The organism is Cupriavidus sp. 2KB_3 (genome assembly GCF_052115685.1).
Lineage (GTDB): Bacteria > Pseudomonadota > Gammaproteobacteria > Burkholderiales > Burkholderiaceae > Cupriavidus > Cupriavidus campinensis.
In genome coordinates this window covers 274135-290870 of record NZ_JBFRHD010000002.1, presented here as the reverse complement: position 1 = coordinate 290870, position 16736 = coordinate 274135, and the positions used below count along the sequence as shown (strand labels likewise).

16 protein-coding genes are annotated in these 16736 nt (G+C 67.4%); 9 read left to right on the top strand and 7 right to left on the bottom strand.

Features of this window, described 5'->3' with window-relative positions; all coding sequences use genetic code 11:
- Positions 1–15: 15 nt before the first annotated feature.
- The 5 genes from AB4120_RS03155 to AB4120_RS03135 form a co-directional block, all read right to left on the bottom strand.
- Positions 16–870 carry a ferritin gene (locus tag AB4120_RS03155; protein WP_092291283.1) on the bottom strand — a complete coding sequence of 285 codons (855 nt, stop codon included), beginning with the start codon at positions 868–870 and terminating at the stop codon, positions 16–18.
- Between the two features lie 220 nt (positions 871–1090).
- The gene (locus AB4120_RS03150) at positions 1091–2278 is read right to left on the bottom strand and encodes a patatin-like phospholipase family protein (RefSeq protein WP_149137610.1); all 1188 of its coding nucleotides are present in this window, start codon (positions 2276–2278) and stop codon (positions 1091–1093) included.
- A 70-nt stretch (positions 2279–2348) separates the two neighbouring features.
- Positions 2349–3281, bottom strand: coding sequence for a PhaM family polyhydroxyalkanoate granule multifunctional regulatory protein (locus AB4120_RS03145; RefSeq protein ID WP_149136945.1), 933 nt, complete (start codon positions 3279–3281; stop codon positions 2349–2351).
- A gap of 59 nt (positions 3282–3340) precedes the next feature.
- Positions 3341–4180, bottom strand: coding sequence for an enoyl-CoA hydratase/isomerase family protein (locus tag AB4120_RS03140; RefSeq protein ID WP_149136944.1), 840 nt, complete (start codon positions 4178–4180; stop codon positions 3341–3343).
- Positions 4181–4269: 89 nt separating this feature from the next.
- Positions 4270–5250: a fumarylacetoacetate hydrolase family protein gene (locus AB4120_RS03135; RefSeq protein ID WP_144202534.1), complete on the bottom strand. Its 981-nt coding sequence runs from the start codon at positions 5248–5250 to the stop codon at positions 4270–4272.
- Positions 5251–5364: 114 nt separating this feature from the next.
- On the opposite strand from AB4120_RS03135, the gene AB4120_RS03130 reads away from it, so the two are divergent.
- The 4 genes from AB4120_RS03130 to AB4120_RS03115 all read left to right on the top strand — a co-directional run bounded on the left by AB4120_RS03130 (position 5365) and on the right by AB4120_RS03115 (position 8659).
- Positions 5365–6249, top strand: a complete 885-nt coding sequence (locus AB4120_RS03130) for an IclR family transcriptional regulator (RefSeq protein WP_149136943.1) — start codon at positions 5365–5367, stop codon at positions 6247–6249.
- 40 nt (positions 6250–6289) lie between these two features.
- The gene (locus AB4120_RS03125; protein ID WP_441641836.1) at positions 6290–7294 is read left to right on the top strand and encodes a DUF3108 domain-containing protein; all 1005 of its coding nucleotides are present in this window, start codon (positions 6290–6292) and stop codon (positions 7292–7294) included.
- A 36-nt stretch (positions 7295–7330) separates the two neighbouring features.
- Positions 7331–8161: a 3-oxoadipate enol-lactonase gene (pcaD, locus tag AB4120_RS03120; RefSeq protein WP_149136941.1), complete on the top strand. Its 831-nt coding sequence runs from the start codon at positions 7331–7333 to the stop codon at positions 8159–8161.
- 240 nt (positions 8162–8401) lie between these two features.
- Positions 8402–8659 carry a BTH_I0359 family protein gene (locus AB4120_RS03115; protein WP_092291295.1) on the top strand — a complete coding sequence of 86 codons (258 nt, stop codon included), beginning with the start codon at positions 8402–8404 and terminating at the stop codon, positions 8657–8659.
- An 84-nt stretch (positions 8660–8743) separates the two neighbouring features.
- On the opposite strand, the gene AB4120_RS03110 is transcribed toward AB4120_RS03115, so the two are convergent.
- Positions 8744–9136 carry a rhodanese-like domain-containing protein gene (locus tag AB4120_RS03110; RefSeq protein WP_144202528.1) on the bottom strand — a complete coding sequence of 131 codons (393 nt, stop codon included), beginning with the start codon at positions 9134–9136 and terminating at the stop codon, positions 8744–8746.
- 236 nt (positions 9137–9372) lie between these two features.
- Between AB4120_RS03110 and AB4120_RS03105 the strand changes: the two genes are divergently transcribed.
- From AB4120_RS03105 to AB4120_RS03085, 5 genes are all read left to right on the top strand, one after another.
- Positions 9373–10449 carry a homocysteine S-methyltransferase family protein gene (locus AB4120_RS03105; protein WP_149136940.1) on the top strand — a complete coding sequence of 359 codons (1077 nt, stop codon included), beginning with the start codon at positions 9373–9375 and terminating at the stop codon, positions 10447–10449.
- 45 nt (positions 10450–10494) lie between these two features.
- Entirely contained in the window at positions 10495–13242 is a 2748-nt protein-coding gene (gene metH, locus AB4120_RS03100) for a methionine synthase (RefSeq protein ID WP_149136939.1), read from the top strand.
- A 148-nt stretch (positions 13243–13390) separates the two neighbouring features.
- The gene (locus AB4120_RS03095; protein ID WP_149136938.1) at positions 13391–13795 is read left to right on the top strand and encodes a hypothetical protein; all 405 of its coding nucleotides are present in this window, start codon (positions 13391–13393) and stop codon (positions 13793–13795) included.
- A gap of 301 nt (positions 13796–14096) precedes the next feature.
- The gene (locus AB4120_RS03090; RefSeq protein WP_061956399.1) at positions 14097–14729 is read left to right on the top strand and encodes a response regulator; all 633 of its coding nucleotides are present in this window, start codon (positions 14097–14099) and stop codon (positions 14727–14729) included.
- 53 nt (positions 14730–14782) lie between these two features.
- Positions 14783–15187 carry a response regulator gene (locus AB4120_RS03085; protein ID WP_149136937.1) on the top strand — a complete coding sequence of 135 codons (405 nt, stop codon included), beginning with the start codon at positions 14783–14785 and terminating at the stop codon, positions 15185–15187.
- Between the two features lie 4 nt (positions 15188–15191).
- Here the strand turns inward: AB4120_RS03085 and AB4120_RS03080 are convergent, their stop codons facing one another.
- The gene (locus tag AB4120_RS03080; RefSeq protein WP_144202518.1) at positions 15192–16595 is read right to left on the bottom strand and encodes a CHASE3 domain-containing protein; all 1404 of its coding nucleotides are present in this window, start codon (positions 16593–16595) and stop codon (positions 15192–15194) included.
- Positions 16596–16736: the final 141 nt, after the last annotated feature.

Sequence of the window (16736 nt, the reverse complement as noted above, 5' to 3'; positions counted from 1 at the left end):
GCGCGGGTCGCGGGGTCAGGCCGGTTGCTGGCCCGCCGCCACGAGGCTGGCGTTCAGTTCCTTGCGGTAGCGGTTCAGTTCCTGCACGGTGTCGAACGTGCGTTCGAACAGCAGCGACATGTTGTGCAGGATGCGCTCGATCACCTTCTTTTCCCACACTTCGTCGAAGCGGATCTGCTCGTCGAGCCAGTGCTCGAGCCAGTCCGGGTCCGGCAGGCGGGACTGCACGGTGTCGTTGGGGAACAACGCCTTGTTCACGTGCAGGTTGGTCGGGTGGAGCGGCTTTTCCGTGCGGCGGGCCGAAGCCATCAGCACGCCGATCTTGGCGAAGGCGGCGCGCGCGGAGTCGCCGAACTGCGCCAGATACTTCTTCATATAGCGCAGGTAGGCGCCGCCATGGCGGGCTTCGTCCTGCGACAGCGTGCGGTAGATGTGCTTGATCACCGGCTCGGTGTGCCATTCGGCGGCACGGCGATACCAGTGGTTCAGGCGGATCTCGCCACAGAAGTGCAGCATGAGCGTCTCCAGCGGCGGGGCCGGATCGAACTCGAAGCGCACCGCGTGCAGCTCTTCTTCCGTCGGCACGAGGTCCGGGCGGAAGCGGCGCAGGTACTCCATCAGCACCAGCGAGTGCTTCTGTTCCTCGAAGAACCAGATGCTCATGAACGCCGAAAAGTCGGAATCATGGCGGTTATCGCGCAGGAACATCTCCGTGGCCGGCAGGGCGGACCATTCGGTGATGGCATTCATGCGGATGGTCTTCGCCTGATCGTCCGTCAGCAGGCTGGGGTCGAAGGAATCCCAGGGGATGTCCTTGTCCATGTGCCAGCGGACCGATTCCAATGATTTGAACAGTTCGGGGTAGAGCATGGTAAGCCTTTGAAATTACGGGCGGATTCTACCAGATGGGAATTATTCTCGAATCTTTTCTCTAGTTCCTTTTTAGTGCGATTACGAGGGATTGCAACAGACGTTGCCCTTTTTCTGGGAAGCGATGGCTGAGGAATCAGCGAGGTTTGCCCCGGGAAAGTGGACGAATTGCGACGTGGGAGCCTGAAAAGCGGCGCTGGGACGGCTGCTCAGGGGGCCCTTAGGGCGCCAGAGCGGGATCCGTGGCGCGCGCGGTGGCGTGCCCGGTTTCGGGCACCACGCCATAGAGGAAGGCCGCGATGGCGTCAGCCTCCGCCGCGGCATCGCGCTCGCCCAGCGCCAGCAGGGCCTGGGTGAATTCCGGCTCGAACAGCAGGTAGCTCGCGAACGCGGCGCCGCGCGCTTCGGTCCCGCCGAGCGGGGCGAGCAGCGCGCGCACCGTGCGCGGCAAGCGGTGCACATGCTGGGCGGCGATGGCCTCGATCGGCTCGCTCGGGGCAATCGTCATGACTTCCACCGGGCGCCAGCCGTCGGTATCGCCGGCGGCCTCGGGCATGCGCGCGAGCAGCCGGTTGATGTGCGTCAGCCGTTCGATGTCGGCCTGCAGGCCATCGAGGAAGATGCTGGCCAGCGCCTGCCCGCCCACCTGCGCGAGCGACGGATAGCCGCCGGACGGTACGGTATCGAACCAGCCCGGCCGCTGGCGCGACGCCGCGCCGATGGCCAGGATGCGCGACGCGCCAAGGTGGATGGCCGGCGAGAGCGGCGACATCTGGCGCATCGTGCCGTCGCCAAACCACTCGTGATGGCCCTCGATCTCGAGCGGCACGGACGGGAACAAAAACGGAATCGACGAGGAAGCGAGCAGGTGGTCCACGCCAATCGGCGCTTCCACGGCCAGCCGCTGGCTGCGCTGCCACGGCTGGATGCGCCGGTGCGACTGGTAGAACGTGACATGGCGGCCGGTGCTGTAGGACAGCGCGGTCACGGCGAAAGCCTGGAGCACGCCCGCGTCCAGGCTGGCCTGCACGCGGCCGGGTTCGAACAACTCGGTCAGGAAGCTGTCGAGCGGGGCGTTATCGAACAGCGCGCGCGGGGCCTGGCGCGTGATCCAGCCGAATGCGAGCGACGAAAGCCAGCGCGCGCCGGAGACGCCCACGCCCAGCACGCCGGTGCGATAGACGTCATCGGCATGAATGCCGTGCCAGAGCGCGCCGAGGCGATCGGTGGCGGCCTGGAAGTCCGCAGCGCCCACCGCCATGCCGGCGCTGTTGATCGCCCCGGCCGAGGTGCCGGTGACGATGCCGAACGGCAGCGGGCAATGCCCGAGGCCATGCCGCGTAGCGATGCGGGCGATGCCGGCCAGCACGCCGGCCTGGTAGGCCGCCCGTGCGCCGCCGCCCATCATGACCAGCGCCGTGCGCTGGCGCTGGCTGGCGCGGATGGCCGGGTCGGCGTGCGCGACGTTCACTGGCGGCTCACTCGACGCTGTCCTCGGGGGTGCCTGGCGCGGCGGGTGTCTTGGCGGCGGGCTGCCTGGGCTTTTTCGCGGCGGGTTTCTTGGTGGCGGCCTTCGCAGCCTTTGTTGCAGCCTTTGTCGCAGCCTTTGTTGCAGCCTTGGTCCCAGTCTTGGTTGCAGCCTTCTTCGCGGCAGGCTTCCTGGCCGCCGCGCGCTTGGCCGCCGGCTTCGGCGTTGACTTGCCGTTCGGGGCAGGATGGCTCCGAGCGGCAGGCTCCACGCCCTCCGCGCCGGGGGCACCCATGCCGCCCATCGCGCCAAATCCGCCCAGGTTGCCGAACGGTGCCGTGGTGGCCGCCGTCGCGCTGCTGGCGATCTGGCTGAACTGTTGCTGGAGCAGGTCCCACCACAGGCTGGCGTTGGGTGGCAACGGTGCGGGGCCGGCTTCGGCGGATTCTGCCGATTCTGCGGCTTCGTCGCCCTCGGCTTCGGCGGCCTCGGCGGCGGTGTCGGGCGGCGCGTCGAAGTCGTCGTCGTCCTCGGCATTGGCCGCGTCGGCTTCGGCTTCGGAGACGGTCTCGGGGGCGGCGCTGGGACGGAAGGGGTGCGGCGGCGAGGTGCTTGGCGCGTTGGCCGCGCGCGCCACGTTCTCCATCGCGGTCTGCATGGCTTCCGGGGACAGCGCGTTGCCGAAGGTTTGCAGCGCCACCAGCGTGGCGCGCTGTACCTCCAGCCCCTGGATGGTGGTGCGCAGCAGGCTCGCGTTCAGTTGCAGCCAGCCTTCCACGGCTTTCAGGTCGTGGATGCGCTTGTCGATCTCTTCGAGGTCCATCGGCGGGGTCATCGCGCTCAGGCCGGGCATCATGCCGCCGCCCGGCAGGCTGCCGCCGGCGCTCCAGATACGGCGCAGGAATTCGAAGCCATTGGTGAAATCGGGGATCTGTCCGAACATGGTCGCGCACGCTCCGTGGGGGGGCCGCCAGGGCCGATCATTCCACCTTGGCTGGCCGGTTACTGGAATTCGGGCGGCCGCTTCTGGCGCAGGCTCGCCATGCCTTCATGTACATCGGGGCCGCCGAAGCCCATGAATTCGAGTGCAAGCGAGGTATCGAACGCCGGGCCAGCCATGCGCAGCCAGTTGTTCAGCGCGTACTTGGTCCAGCGGATGGCGGTCTGGGACCCCGCCGCGAGCCGGTTGGCCACTTCGAACGCCTTGGCCACCAGCTGGTCTTCGTCCACTGCCAGCGAGACCAGGCCGATGCGCTCGGCTTCCTCGCCGCTGAGCGACTCGCACAGCATCAGATAGTACTTGGCCTTGGCCATTCCGCACAGCAACGGCCACACGATGGCCGCATGATCGCCCGCCGCCACGCCCAGCCGGGTATGGCCATCGACGATCCGCGCGGTCTTGGCGGCAATCGAGATGTCGGCCAGCAGCCCCGCCACCAGCCCGGCGCCCACGGCCGGGCCGTGCATGGCCGAGACGATGGGCTTGTCGCAGTTGATGACGTTGTAGACCAGGTCGCGCGCTTCATGCCAGACCCGCGTGCGGGTGGCGAAGTCGTTGGCCATGTCCTCAACCAGGGACAGGTCTCCACCGGCCGAGAAGCCGCGGCCTTCGCCCCGGATGATGGCCACGCGGATGTCCGGATCGGCGGAAATGTCGCGCCAGATCTCGGCCAGCTCGCGGTGCATGCCGGCGTCGGCGGTGGCCAGCTTCTGGTTGGCGGACTGCGCCGCGCCCATGATGACCTCGAGCACGGGGCCGTGGCGGCGCAGCGTCAGCGACGCATAGCGCGCCAGGCGCGGGGAGAGGGTGGTGTCCGGGGTCTCGGGGTTCTCTGCGGTCATGGGGGCGGCTTCCGTGGCAAGGGGTGGTCCCGCCGGCATGGGATCAATTGTCCGACCGGTCGGTCGGACAATTATAGGCACATTGCGCGTCAGCGCGGCGCCACGAGCTGGTCGATGGCGCCGAAGATCGACTGGCCCTGGGCGTCGAGCATCTCGATGCGCACCGCGTCGCCATATTTCATGAACGCGGTGACCGGCTGGCCGCCCTCGATGGTCTCGATCATGCGCTGCTCGGCGATGCAGCAGTAGCCCTTGCTGCGGTCCACGTTCGAGATGGTGCCCGAGCCGACGATGCTGCCCGCGCGTACGTTGCGGGTCTTGCAGATGTGCGCGATGAGCTGGCCGAAGTCGAACACCATGTCGGTGCCGCAGTCGGGCGCGCCCACCTTCTTGCTGTTCCAGTGGACGGTCAGCGGGCGGTGCACCTTGCGGTCGTGCCAGGCCTCGCCCAGTTCATCCGGCGTGACGGCCACCGGCGAGAACGCCGTGGCCGGCTTGCTCTGGAAGAAGCCGAAGCCCTTGCCCAGCTCGGCCGGAATCAGGTTGCGCAGCGAGACATCGTTGGCCAGCATCACCAGGCGGATGCCCTCGCCGGCCTGCTCGGGCGTGGCGCCCATGCGCACGTCGCCGGTAATCACGGCCACCTCGGCCTCGAAGTCGATGCCGAACGCCTCGCTGGCGCAGACGATGTCGTCCTGCGGGCCGAGGAAGTCGTCCGAGCCGCCCTGGTACATCAGCGGATCGGTCCAGAACTCGGGCGGCATCTCGGCGCCTCGGGCCTTGCGCACCAGTTCCACGTGGTTGACGTAGGCCGAGCCGTCGGCCCACTGGTAGGCACGCGGCAGCGGCGCCATGCAGTCCTTCGGCTGGAACGGGAACGGATGGCGCGCGCGGCCGGCGTTCAGGGCGTCGTAGAGGTCCTGGAGCTGCGGGGCGTGGAAAGACCAGTCGTCGAGCGCGCGCTGCAGCGTGCCGGCGATGTCGGTGGCGAAGTGCGCGGTCTTGAGGTCGCGGGAGACGACCACGAGCTGGCCGTCGCGCGAACCGTCCTTCAGGGTTGCGAGTTTCATGGGGGTTCGGGCAATCGTCGATGTGCGGTGGCCGCAAGTCTACCGGACGCCGGGGTGCCGCCCGCCGTCCGCCGTATAGAATGGCCGGCAACGCCGCTCCCACCTTCGCCCCGCATGACCGCACACGACGATTCCCGCCTCGATGACGCCGCCGACCGCCCGGACGACAACGCCGGTGAGGACGATGGCAAGCGCGCGGGCATTCAGTCGATCGAGGTCGGCTTCCGGCTGCTCCAGGCGCTGGCGGCCTCGCCGCGCGCGATGATGCTGCGCGACCTGGCCGCCGCGGCCGACATGCCGCCGGCCAAGGCCCACCGCTACCTGGTGAGCTTCCAGCGGCTCGGCGCGGTGGCGCAGGACGCCGTGAGCGGGCGCTATGACCTCGGGCCGTTCGCGCTGCAACTGGGTCTGGCGGGGCTGAACCGGCTCGATCCGGTGCGCAAGGCGCGGCCGCTGCTGTCGCAGCTGCGCGACGAGATCGACCAGACCGCCGGCATCGCCGTGTGGGGCAACCACGGGCCGACCATCGTCCATTGGGAGGAATCGAGCCATCCGGTCAGCGTGAGCCTGCGGCTGGGCGATGTCATGCCGATGCTGAACTCGGCCACGGGGCGGCTGTATGGCGCCTACCTGTCGCGGCGCCAGACGCTGCCGCTGATCGAACGGGAATTCGCCACGCGCGGCGCCACGCCGCTGCCGGACATGCCCGCCTCGCTGGCCGAATACGACGCCATCTGCGCCGAAGTCCGCGCCCAGGGCGCGGCGCGCACGCGCGGCGGCGTACTGCCGGGCATCAACGCGATCTCGCTGCCGGTGTTCGACGCCAACGGGCATTTGTCGATGGCGCTGATTGTGCTCGGCGCGCAGAGCGTATTCGATGCAGAATGGGGCGGTTCGGTGGACCGCCGCGTGCGGGACATCGCCCGACAGATATCTTCGGAACTCGGATACCTTGGCGCCAGCCACTCGGCCGGACCCGCCGGCCACCCCTCGCGCTAGCACGAAACCACGCAGGCGGCTCAGGCAGCGCTGGGTCGCGGTGATCGTGGTCGCCGTGTGCGTGGTGATCGCGCACCTGCTGGTGCTGCTCGGGCTGCTGCGCATGCCGTTGCCGGGCCTGCCCGAGATCAGCATTCCGCCGTCGATGGAGGCGGTGCTGCTGCCGCCGCCCACCCCGCCCGCCCCGGCCCCGCGCCCCCGGCCGCGCCCCATGCCCAAGGCCCAGCCGACGCCGCAGCCGCAACCCGCGCCGGCCGAGCCCCAGGCGGCGCCGGACCTGGCCACGGCGCCATCTGGCGAGACCAGCGCCGTGACCGGCATCGGCGGGGAGGGTGCCGCGCCAGCCGGTACCAGCGCCACCGCCGCGCCGGCCCCCCCGGCCCCGCCCGCGCCGGCATCACCCCAGTACACCCCGCCGCCATCGGCCACCATGCATTACTCGAGCTACGTCAATGGCGTGCAGAACCCGGACGGCCTGATCCGCTGGGAGCAGGACGGCGGCCGCTACCGGCTGGTGGTGGAGACGCGCGTGCTGTGGTTCCGCTTCGTGTTCCAGAGCGCCGGCGAGATGGGGCCGGGCGGGCTGACCCCGCTGCGCTACGAGGAAGCCCGCCGCAGCAAGAAGGAAGTGGCGCGCTTCGACCCTGCGGCCGGGCTGATCGTGTTTGAAACGCGTGGCGGCCAGGCGCCGATGCCGCAGAACTTCCAGGACCGCTTCAGCGTGTTCCTCCAACTGGTGGGATGGGTCGCCGCCGACCCCCAGCGCTACGCCGCGCCGGGCGTGACGGACACCTTCAATGTGGCCGATACCCGCGAGGTGGAGCCGATGCAGGTGCAATACGTGGGGGAGGAGACCATCGAGATCGGCGTGCATGGCATGGTCACCACGAAGCACTTCGTGCGCCTGCCACGTCATCCGGGCGATAAACGGCGCGTGGAAGTGTGGCTGGCGCCCGCGCTGAAATGGCTGCCGGCGCGTCTGCGTCAGACGGAACCCGATGGCACTCAGATTGATCTCGTCTATCGTAGTACTGAGGGACGTTGAGAATCATTCGTGCCGTGACACTCCGGAGATCGACATATGGCTGACACGAACACCCGACGAATACGCACTGGCGACGTGGACCTGCAGGTCCGCATCGACGGTTCGGACGGCCCGTGGGTGGTGTTGGCGCACGCTTTGGGTGCGAATTTGTCGCTCTGGGACGACACCGCACGGCATCTGGCGCCCCGGTATCGCATACTGAGGTACGACCTGCGCGGCCATGGCGGCAGCGATGCCCCGATCGGGTCTTATACGATGGCGCGCCTGGCCGATGACGTGGCGGCGCTGATGGACACCCTCGAGATTCCGCAGGCGCATTTCTGCGGGGTGTCGGTGGGCGGCATGATCGGGCAGACGCTCGGCGTGCGGCATGCGGAGCGGCTGCTGTCGCTGACGCTGGTCGACACGCACGACCATACGCCGATGACGGCCCACCCGATGTGGGCCAACCGCATCGGCCAGGCCGAGGCACATGGCATGGCGGGCATGGTCAACGCCACGCTGGAGCGGTGGTTGACGGCCGGATTCCGGGAAGCGCATCCGGAGGCGGTCGAGCGGGTCCGCAGGATGCTTCTGGGTACGCCGGTGGAAGGCTACGTCGGGGTGGCGCAAGCCATCGTGGCCTTCGACCTCTCGGAGGCCATCGGCCGGATTCATTGCCCCACATTGGTGATCGTGGGCGAAAACGACGAGGGTGCGCCCGTTTCGATGGCGCAATCCATTGCCAGCAAGATCCATGGTGCGAAGCTGGAGGTATTGCCCGAGGCCGCGCACCTGCCGTTCCTGGAACAGCCGGAACGCTTCTTCGCGGTATTCGATGCGTTCCTCGGCAATGCGGCATGCGGCGGTCAATGCGACGTGCCCTAGTAATACGCTGAAAGATTTGGAATACAGAACTGCTCGGCGCTCAAGAAACTTGCGTGCGGCGCCGATGCCCAACCTAGGAGGGCAGCAATGGCACGCAAGGTTTCGTCCGGCAGCAGAACTTGAATTACGGACGACTACCCTCAGCTTGGAGGTGAAATCGCGGCATTCACGCCGGTTTAACGCCGGAAACCGCAATAATCTGCGGGATTGTCGCCAACCATGACGCCAGGAGGTAGCGCAATGCAAATGATCTACAACAGCGACAATTACTGCATTGTCGAGTTTGGAGCAGATGTCGAGCATGCGCCCCTTGCCTCGGGCGGCTACGAAATCGTCGACAAGAACCTGAAACGCGAAATTTTCCTCGGCGGCCATATGGCCGAGACCTTCCGCGCCGATGTGACGCGTCTGATCGAGAGCGAGCCATCCGTGGAAGAGGTGGATGAATTCCTCGGCAAGTTCGATACGGTGATGAACAACCCGCTGGTCATGCACTGACCCGGCACCGTCTGCCCCACCGCGATACGACGACGCCCGCGCAAGCGGGCGTTTTTCATGGCGCGGGCGGGTCAACAGCCGGTGTCAGTACTGTTCCCACGGCAGCCCGTCGTGGCGCCAGCCATTCAGTGTATTGCGATGCCGCTGGGGGTCCAGGTCGCCCTCGAAACCGTGCAGGACGTTGTACACCGTGGTGAAGCCGGCGCCCTCCAGCGCACGCGCCGCCGCCGTGGAGCGGTTGCCGCTGCGGCAGATCAGCAGCACCGGGCGGGCCGAGGCATGGCCGGCCAGCTTCTTCACCGCCTGGACGAAATGCGGGTTCACCTCCCAGTCCGGGCCATCGTTCCAGGGCACGTTGTGGGCGCCCTGCGGATGGCCGACGAACAGGTATTCCATCTCGCTGCGGCAGTCGATGAACAGCGCATCGGGGGCGCTGTCGAGCAGGGCGCGGGCGTCGGCGGGGCTCAGGTGTTGCATGCGGTTCGGGCGGGTTGGGGCGGGTTGGGGCGGGTTAGGGCGGGTTTGGGCGGACGGGAACAAGTGCGGTGCCGATTACGTCTCCCAGTGTAGGCCGCCGCGCCCGGCACTGACAACCCGGGCGCGGCGCGGAATAGCGGGGTTTCCGATGTCCTTTCTGCCCGCAATGCCTTGATTACCCTGATAAAATCCCGCTCTTACCCAAAAATTCGGCAGTCTTCCGCCCCAGCCCCGTCATGAGCGCCACTCCCACACCTGTCCGTCCGTACACGCGGGCCGCCAACCTGCCCCGGTTGCTGCGCGACCGCATCCTGATCCTGGACGGCGCCATGGGCACCATGATCCAGCGCTACAAGCTTGGCGAGGCCGACTATCGCGGCACGCGCTTTGCGGACCATCGCATCGACGTGAAGGGCAACAACGAACTGCTGCTGCTGACGCGCCCGGAAGTCATCCGCGAGATCCACGAGCAGTACCTTGCCGCCGGCGCGGACCTGATCGAGACCAACACGTTCGGGGCCACGCGCGTGGCGCAGGAAGACTACAAGATGGCGGACCTCGCCTATGAGATGAACGTCGTGGCCGCCCGCCTGGCGCGCGCCGCCTGCGACAAGTTCAGCACGCCGGAGAAGCCGCGCTTCGTGGCCGGCGCCTTCGGCCCCACGCCGAAGACCGCCAGCATCAGCCCGGACGTGAACGACCCCGGCGCGCGCAACGTCACGTTCGAGGAACTGCGCGAGTCCTACTACGAGCAGGGCAAGGGTCTGCTCGAGGGCGGCGCCGACGTGTTCCTGGTCGAGACGATCTTCGACACGCTGAACGCCAAGGCCGCCCTGTTCGCCATCGACCAGCTGTTCGAGGACACGGGCGAGCGCGTGCCGGTGATGATCTCCGGCACCGTGACCGACGCCTCGGGACGCATCCTGTCCGGCCAGACCGTCGAGGCGTTCTGGAACAGCCTGCGCCATGCCCGGCCGATCACCTTCGGCCTGAACTGCGCGCTTGGCGCCACGCTGATGCGCCCGTACATCGCCGAACTGGCCAAGGTGTGCGACGCCGCCGTGTCCTGCTACCCCAACGCCGGCCTGCCCAACCCGATGAGCGACACCGGCTTCGACGAAACGCCCGAGGTCACCTCGTCGCTGGTGGAGGAATTCGCCGCGTCCGGGCTGGTGAACCTGGTGGGCGGCTGCTGCGGCACCACGCCCGAGCACATCGCGGCCATCGCCCAGCGCGTGGCCAACAAGGCGCCGCGCACCTGGCCCGGCCAGTACCGCGACGACACCGCCGTGGCCGCCACTGCCGCCGCCTGATCCATCGCCCGCCCCACACCAGACATAGCGAGACATAGCCTTCCCATGAGCCAGCAAAACCTGCCCCCGCGTCCGATGCGCCTCTCCGGCCTGGAGCCGTTCACCATCGACGACGACACGCTGTTCGTCAACGTGGGCGAGCGTACCAACGTCACCGGCTCCAAGGCGTTCGCGCGCATGATCCTGAACGGCCAGTTCGACGAGGCGCTGGCCGTGGCCCGCCAGCAGGTGGAGAACGGCGCGCAGATCATCGACATCAACATGGACGAGGCCATGCTGGATTCGAAGGCGGCGATGGTGCGCTTCATGAACCTGATTGCCTCCGAGCCGGACATCGCGCGGGTGCCGATCATGATCGACTCGTCCAAGTGGGAGGTGATCGAGGCCGGGCTGCAATGCGTGCAGGGCAAGCCGGTGGTGAACTCGATCTCGCTCAAGGAGGGCGAGGAGCAGTTCCGCCACCAGGCCGCGCTGATCCGCCGCTACGGCGCTGCCACCGTGGTGATGGCGTTCGACGAGAAGGGCCAGGCCGACACCTTCGCGCGCAAGACCGAGATCTGCAAGCGCAGCTACGACCTGCTGGTGAACGAGCTGGGCTTCCCGCCCGAGGACATCATCTTCGACCCGAACATCTTCGCGGTAGCCACGGGCATCGAGGAGCACAACAACTACGCGGTGGACTTCATCGAGGCCACGCGCTGGATCAAGCAGAACCTGCCGTACGCGAAGGTGAGCGGCGGTGTCTCGAACGTGTCGTTCTCGTTCCGCGGCAACGATGTGGTGCGCGAGGCCATCCACACCGTGTTCCTGTACCACGCCATCGCGGCGGGCATGGACATGGGCATCGTCAACGCCGGCCAGCTGGGCGTGTACGACCAGCTCGACCCGGAACTGCGCGAGCGCGTGGAAGACGTGGTGCTGAACCGCCGCGACGATTCCACGGACCGCCTGCTGGAGATTGCCGACCGCTTCAAGGGCGGCGGCGCCAAGCGGGAAGAGAACCTGGCCTGGCGCGGCACGCCCGAGCAGCCGGTGACGGTGGCCGCACGCCTCGCCCACGCGCTGGTGCACGGCATCACCACGTTCATCGTCGAGGATACCGAGGAAGCGCGCCAGGAGATCTTCGCGCGCGGCGGCCGTCCCATCGAGGTGATCGAAGGGCCGCTGATGGACGGCATGAACGTGGTCGGCGACCTGTTCGGCGCCGGCAAGATGTTCCTGCCGCAGGTGGTCAAGAGCGCGCGGGTGATGAAACAGGCCGTGGCGCACCTGCTGCCGTTCATCGAGGAAGAGAAGCGCCTGCTGGCCGAGGCCGGCGGCGACGTGCGCGCGCGCGGCAAGATCGTCATCGCCACGGTGAAGGGCGATGTGCACGACATCGGCAAGAACATCGTGTCGGTGGTGCTTCAGTGCAACAACTTCGAAGTCGTGAACATGGGCGTGATGGTGCCCTGCAACGAGATCCTGGCGCGGGCCAAGGTCGAGGGCGCGGACATCGTGGGCCTGTCCGGCCTGATCACCCCGTCGCTCGAGGAAATGGCCTACGTGGCCTCCGAGATGCAGCGTGACGACTACTTCCGCGTGAAGAAGATTCCGCTGCTGATTGGCGGCGCCACTACCTCGCGCGTGCACACGGCGGTCAAGATCGCCCCGCACTACGAGGGCCCGGTGGTCTACGTGCCCGATGCCTCGCGCTCGGTCAGCGTGGCCTCCAGCCTGCTCTCGGACGAAGGCGCCAAGAAGTACCTGGACGAACTGCGCGTCGACTACGACCGCATCCGCACCCAGCACGCCAGCAAGAAGGCCACGCCGATGGTGACGCTGGCCCAGGCACGCGCCAACAAGACGCCGGTGGACTGGAGCGGCTACGTGGCGCCGAAGCCGAAATTCATCGGCCGCCGCGTGTTCCGCAACTACGACCTCGCCGAACTGGCCAACTACATTGACTGGGGCCCGTTCTTCCAGACCTGGGACCTGGCCGGCAAATTCCCGGACATCCTCAACGACGAGATCGTGGGCGAGTCCGCCCGCCGCGTGTTCTCGGACGGCAAGAGCATGCTGGCCCGGCTGATCCAGGGCCGCTGGCTGACCGCCAACGGCGTGATGGCGCTGCTGCCGGCCAACACGGTCAACGACGACGACATCGAGATCTATACCGACGAGACCCGCAGCAAGGTGGCGCTGACCTGGCACAACCTGCGCCAGCAGAGCGAGCGCCCGGTGGTGGACGGCGTGCGCCGCCCCAACCGCAGCCTGGCGGATTTCATCGCCCCGAAGGACAGCGGCGTGGCCGATTACATCGGCCTGTTCGCGGTCACGGCCGGCATTGGCGTGGACAAGAAGGAAGCCCAGTTCGAGGCCGACCACGACGACTACAGCGCGATCATGCTCAAGGCGCTGGCCGACCGTCTGGCCGAAGCCTTCGCCGAATGCCTGCATGCCCGCGTACGGACGGACCTGTGGGGCTACAACGCCGGCGAGACGCTGAGCAACGACGAGCTGATCGCCGAGTCGTATCGCGGCATCCGCCCGGCGCCCGGCTATCCGGCCTGCCCGGAGCACACGGTCAAGGGCCCGATGTTCGAATTCCTCGACGCCGGCGAGATCGGCATGGGCATCACCGAGTCGCTGGCGATGACGCCGGCCGCCTCGGTGAGCGGCTTCTATCTCGCGCATCCGGACGCCACGTACTTCAGCGTCGGCAAGATCGGCCAGGACCAGCTCGACGACATGGTGGCGCGCCGTGGCGAAGACCGTGCCACGCTGGAACGCGCCCTGGCGCCGAACCTGTAACGGGCCTCACCACTGCTTACAGGGCATTACAAGTCCTCACAGACCGCGCCGGAAAGACTCCTTAGACTGAGCCTCAGTTCACGTGACACCGCGTGCATGCCGCGACGAATGTTTCGTCGCGGGGCATTCCAGAATAGGAGTCTCTTCCATGAACAAGCTGCTGATCTCCCTGTCCGCCCTGTCGATTGCTGCCGCTTCCTCCGTGGCGATGGCCCAAGGTACCGGCGTCACCGCCGGTGCGCAAAACGGACTGGGCGCCTCGGTGAACGCGCCGGGTGTGAGCGCGGGCGCCAACGCATCGGGCGGCCTGAGCACGCAAGGTGGCGCCGCCACGACCACCGCGCCGACGGCCGCCGACAGCAAGGCCGACATCGGTGCCAAGGCCGGTGCGAAGGCAGACACCTCAGCCGGCACCAAGGCCGAGACCCACTCGAAGAGCAAGCAGGGCAGCCACGCCAAGGCCAAGAGCAAGAAGGGCGAGTCGAAGGACGGCGTGACGCCGCTCGGCGCCAATGCCGGGGCGGGGGCGGACGCCGGTACCAAGATCCAGTAGTCGAAGCGTCGTCTGGCACCCGGCCGGGACCGGGGCGGTACCCTCCAGGCCGCCTCAACCCAGGCGGGGCGCAGGACGCGGGATGCATCACCAGAACGGGCGCTTCGGCGCCCGTTCTGGCGTTCTGGCGTGCTGAGGGCGTGCCGGGTGCCCGATTTGGCGCAGCGCAGCAGGCCCCGTGCCGTGGGCATCGGTGTCAGCCTGACACTGACATATTTGCTGCGGCGCCGGCACTACAATGCAGAAACCGGCGCGGGCCGTGCTTCGGCAGCCGCGCTGCCCCCTCACCGTGGAGACACCGATGATCCGCGTCTTGATCGCCGACGATCATGAGATCGTTCGCGCCGGTCTGCGCCAGTTCATTTCAGAGGAACCCGACATCAAGGTGACGGGCGAAGCCGCCAGCGGCGACGAAGTGATGGCGCAGTTGCGCGACAGCGAGTTCGATGTCCTCGTACTCGATATTTCCATGCCGGACCGGAACGGCATCGACGTACTCAAACTCATCCGGCAGCGCCTGCCTAACCTGCCGGTGCTGATTCTGTCCACCTATCCGGAAGACCAGTACGCGATCAACCTGATCCGTGCCGGGGCGTCCGGCTACCTGACTAAGGAGTCCGCGCCGGACGACCTGGTCAAGGCCATCCGCACGGTGGCCCAGGGCCGCCGCTACGTCAGCCCGACCGTGGCAGACCTGCTGATCGGCGGGCTGGACAAGCCGACCGAGCAGCCGGTGCACCAGACCCTTTCCGAGCGCGAGTTCCAGATCTTCTGCAAGCTGTCGCGCGGGCAGTCGGTCTCGGTCATCGCCGACGAGCTGTTCCTGAGCGTGAAGACCGTGAGCACCTATCGCTCGCGCATTTTGGAAAAAATGGGCATGAAGACCAACGCCGACCTGACGTACTACGCCATCAAGAACGGCCTGGTGGAGTAGCGTCCCGTCGTATCCGTTAGCAAACAGACCTTTTCGCCGCCCCCTATCTCGCCATGCCGGAGCAAGCCACGGCCTCCTCGAACCGATCGCTGCGTGTCCTCCTGATCGAGGATTCCGCGGTCCTGCGAGGCATGCTGCTGGAATACCTGACGGCCTTCCCGTTCGTCGAATCCGTGGATTGGGCCGATACCGAGGCCATGGCCATCCGGCTGGCCGGGGGCGGGCACTATGACGTGGTGATCGTCGACCTGCAACTCAAGCAGGGCAACGGCATCAATGTGCTGCGCGAGATGCAGCGCGCCGGGCTCTCCGGCATCCGCATCGTCTACACCAATCACGCGCAGGTCTCGATGTACCGCCGCCAGTGCGCGGAGGCCGGGGCCGACTATTTCTTCGACAAGTCGCTGGAACTGGAGCAGGTGTTCCGCGTGATCGAGGAATATGCGACCTCGGCCTGACGGCCTACAGCTGCTCGGCTGCCTTTTCCGTTTCCTCCGGCGGCGCCAGCACCGATGTGGTGAGCGGCACCTCGATGCGCACGCTCACGCCCTGGCCGGGCGCGGAATCGATCTGCATCGTCCCGCCCAGCGCCAGCACGCGCTGCTCCATCCCCAGCAGGCCGTGGTGGCCGGCCGTGCTGCCGGCGTCGAAGTCCGGCGGCAGACCCTTGCCGTCATCGCGGATGGTCAGGGTGAGATGGTCGTCGGTGCAGGCCAGCGCCACGGAGACGTGGCGCGCCTCGGCGTACTTGCTGGCATTGGTCAGCGATTCCTGCACGATCCGGTATAGCGCGATGGCCGCGCTGTCGCGCAGCGGCGGCAGGGAGTCGGGCAGATCCACATCGGTTTCCCACTGGTTGCGCGCGCCGCCGTCCTCCACGGACTGGATGATGGCCTCGCGCAGGCCCAGGTTCAGCAGCACGGTCGGGCGCAGGTCCTCGATCAGTTGCCGCTTGATCTGGATGCCCTGGTCCACGTGCAGCATCACGCGGGTCAGCTTGTCGCGCGCCTCGGGGTGGGTCTCCTGCACGCGCATGCGCACCCAGTGCAGGTCGAGCTTGATGGCCGTCAGGATGGCGCCCAGTTCGTCGTGGAGTTCCCGGGCCAGCCGGGTCTTCTCGTCCTCGGTCACGCGCTGCAAGTGGGCCGCCAGCGCGGACAGCTGCCGCGTGCGCGCGCGCACCTTGCGGTCGAGCCGGGCGCTTTCCTCCTCCAGCTGGATGCGGGCCGCCTCGGCCATCGACATCCGGCGCGAGTGGCCGAGCCCGACCGTGACCAGCAGCAGGATGTTGATCGCCGTCAACAGGCCGATGCCGTAGCGCGAGAGCTGCAGGTCATGCTCGGCCGCCTCCAGGTTGTGCGTCACGGTGCCGGACTCGCGCGCCTGCAGCTGCTCCAGCCCGCGCCGGGCGGCTTCCATGGTCTGGCGGCCGAAATCGGTGCGGATCAGGTCCATCGCCACGTCCACGTCGCGTTTGCCGTAGACCAGCGTCAGGGCCATCTCGTTGAGCTTGCGGGTGACGAACTGGGACGCCTCGCCAAACTGGCGCAGGCCCTCGGCGTCGTTGGCGTAGTGCTGGCGGATGCGGGCCATCAGTGCGTTGATCTGCGGCAGCGCCTTGTAGTACGGCTCCAGATAGCTGTCCTGGCCGGTCAGCAGGAAACCGCGCTGGCCCGCCTCGGCGTTGACGAGTTCGCCCATCAGCGCGCCCAGGTCACTCTGCAGCTGCTGGGAGCGGATGGCTTCGGTATAGCCCTCGCGCAGGCGCAGGTTGCCCGTCTCCGAGGCAATCAGGACGGCCAGGGTCAGCACGATGCCGCCGGCGAGCAGCAGGGTATTTCTGAGAAGTAGGGAGTGCTTGGCCATCACGAATACCAGGAAATACCGGTTTGGGCGGACGCGCGGGCGCACGTGCGGCCATGGAATCACATCGACATGGCAGGGTCAATCGTACAGAGGGCGCCCGGGCGGCGCACCCGGTGCCGCGCGGTGTGCATTGTAGGACTT